General features: G+C 34.8%; 1 protein-coding gene. It reads left to right on the forward strand.

Annotated features, from left to right (window positions below):
• Positions 1-807: 807 nt before the first annotated feature.
• Positions 808-3,087 (forward strand): bifunctional glutamate--cysteine ligase GshA/glutathione synthetase GshB, encoded by a 2,280-nt coding sequence (gene gshAB, locus ACEN31_RS11300; protein WP_407109458.1) that lies wholly within the window; start codon positions 808-810, stop codon positions 3,085-3,087.
• The last annotated feature ends 164 nt before the right edge of the window (positions 3,088-3,251 follow it).

The raw sequence follows: 3,251 nt of genomic DNA on the forward strand, positions 1-3,251 counted from the left end.
GTTTTGTTGAACAACAACTTTTACAGTTTATCACGTTCGCGTTGTGGTTGTCAATACTTTTTTAAAAGTATTTTCAACTTCGTTTCGAAGTGATGTCGTTTGTTTTAACAACTTTTATAGAATATCACGGTTGTGACTCGAAGTCAACAACTTCTTTGAAGTTTTTTAAATAATTTACAAAACTATTTAACACTTCGTTGTGATGTTGTCGCTGTTTGACGACTTACATATCTTATCATGCGGGCTATATTGTGTCAACAATATTTTTCGCTTTTTTATCAGTGTCGCCTCGTTTAATCGCTACCTAAAATGACAGCTTTTAAATATTAACATGTTTGCTATGTTAGTGTCAATCACTTTTTTCACTTTTATTATTTCTTTTTTTCAAGTGATGTGATCTCAAATGACAACTTTTATACTCTATCATGCTTCGCATAATCTGTAAAGTGTTTTTTGAAACAAATATATGATTCGTTCCACAGGTTGTAAGCGCTACACATATTGTAGTAGCAACTTATGTTATATTATCATCGACGAATCTTTTCGTCAATACTTTTTTCGCTTTTTTGTAAAGTTTATGTAAATTTTATGTAACCTTACAAAGTTATCGCCAAACATTGTTACAACGTCTCGTGACGACAAGTGATAATATACCATGGGTTGCTGTATAGTGTCAACACTATTTTGTACTTTATTCATAATTCTTTATTTCTATTGTAGCTTTTAACTTTTGGAATCACTTTCTACTATATAAAGTCTAATATTATTGTATAATGTATTATACTCTTAATTCAAAGGAGGATTATAGTGAAGATACAAGAGAGTTACTTTAAACTTGATCAAGTCCCTGGCCTTTGGCGTAGTACTGTTGGACTTGAGCGAGAATCTTTACGTGTTAACCATGATGGGAATATATCTAAGCACCTTCATTCTCCTGATTGGGGAACTCGTAAACAACAACCTTATATACAAACTGACTTTGCAGAAAGTCAATTAGAATTAATTACACCCCCTACTGTGTCAATCAGTGAACTACAAGATTGGTTAAGCTCCTTCCATCAAATCGTCGCAACAACGAATGAAGAGAACGGAGACTTATTATGGCCGTTTAGTACACCGGTAATTATCCCAGAGAATACTGAGGATATTAAGATTGCACAGTTAGAGAAGATTGAAGAGTATAATTACCGGGCATTTCTAGCCGAATTATATGGTAAGCATGTTCAATTAATTTCTGGAATTCATTATAACTTCCAAATTAATCCTGATATCGAACATGATTCATTTGAAGCTCAGTCTGATTATGACGATGAATTGCAATTCAATAATAAGATTTATATGCATTTAGCTAGAAATTATTTCCGCTATCGTTGGTTACTAACTTATCTCATAGGTGCTTCACCTTTTGTTGCTCCTAACTATGCGACGAACTTATATGGTAAACCTCATGCAGAGAGAATGCGTTCAATTAGACAAAGTCGTTATGGTTATCAGAACAAAGAGTCTGTTGTGATGAACTATGATTCTTTAGAAGACTTTGTTACTTCTATAGAAGATGCAATTGATTCTGGTGCTCTTTCTTTAGAGAAAGAATTGTACCGTGATGTTCGTCTCCGTGGAGGAGCGAATACCCGAGAACTTTTAGATAAAGGAATTAGTTATCTTGAATTTCGTAACATCGATTTGAATCCTTATCATCCTCATGGGATTGATGATGAAACAATCGCATTGGTTCGTCTTTTTTTAATTACACTTTTATTTATCCCAGATGTAAAATACGACACTGAAATCGTAAAAGGAACTAAGATGAATTATGCAACTTCAGAAGCGGACGCTTTAGATGCTCCAATGGACATGGATGAAGCTAAATGGTTAGTCACTGCTATGCGCGAAGTTGCCGATCAATTATCTAACACAGATAATGTCTCTTCTATAGTAGATAAAGTTGAAGCTTCACTTGAAGATCCTTCATTAACTTTAGCTGGACGCATTGTTGAAGAAGCAACTGACTATGATAGTTTCCTTGAGATGGGCTTACGCCTTGCCAAAGAACATCAAGAAGTTTACTTAGATAAACCATACTTATTACATGGCTTTGAAAATCTCGAATTATCAACACAAGATGTGCTTAAAGAAGCAATTAAAACGGGTATTAAAGTAAGAATCATTGACGGTGAGGAAAATGTGATCGAATTATCTTTCCAAGGACAAACTGAATACGTTAAAAGTGCAAATATGACTCGACTTGATTCTTTAATCAGTTATTTCTTAATGGAAAATAAAGTCGCAACGAAAGTCTTACTCGATGATGCTGGTCTTAAAGTCCCTTCAGGAACATCATTTAGTAACATTGAAGATGCGAAAGCATACTACACTTCCCTACCGGATAAAGCTATTGTAGTAAAACCTAAGAATACAAATTACGGTTTAGGTATTACAATCTTCAGAGGTAAACCGGGTGAAGAAGATTATATTGATGCTTTAAACTTTGCCTATAAGGAAGATCATACGGTTTTAGTTGAGGAGTATATAGAAGGAACTGAATTACGCTTCTATATTCAAGATAACCAAACCATGGCAATAGTTGAACGTCGCCCAGCTCATGTCATTGGAGACGGAGTGTCTACCATTGGCGAGTTAATTGATGAAGTGAACAAAAATCCACTACGTGGACGCGATCATAAGGCACCTTTAACAATCATTGAAAAAGGTGAAATCGAGACACTTCAATTAAAAAACTATGGATATACTTTTGATTCTATACCAGAAGATGGTAAGACAGTATACTTACGAGAGAACAGTAATGTGTCGACCGGTGGAGTTTCAATAGACCGTACCGATGATACGCATGAAGGTTATAAGAAGATTGCTGAAAAAGCTTCTCAATTACTTGAAGCGAACTTCTGTGGTGTAGATATCATTATTGAAGATTACACTAAAGAACCTACTCAGGATAATTACGGTATTATCGAAGCAAACTTTAATCCGATGATTGCGATTCACCGCTTCCCAGGCGAAGGAACACCTCGTCTTTTAGGAAAAGCAATGTTAAATCAATTATTCCCTGACGTTTATAATAGAGGGTAATATTACAGTCGTACATTTACACAAACTTTACAATTCCGGCTCTTTGTCAAATAGGGTTGATGACTCATTTTAATCAAGATCAAGCAGCATAAGTTGTTGCTTGATCTTTTTTATTTGTCTGAGGGACATATAATCGCGTCATAAGTAAAATACGGTCTCTAAAA

This window comes from Ruoffia sp. FAM 26255 (genome assembly GCF_045528525.1).
GTDB lineage: Bacteria > Bacillota > Bacilli > Lactobacillales > Aerococcaceae > Ruoffia > Ruoffia tabacinasalis.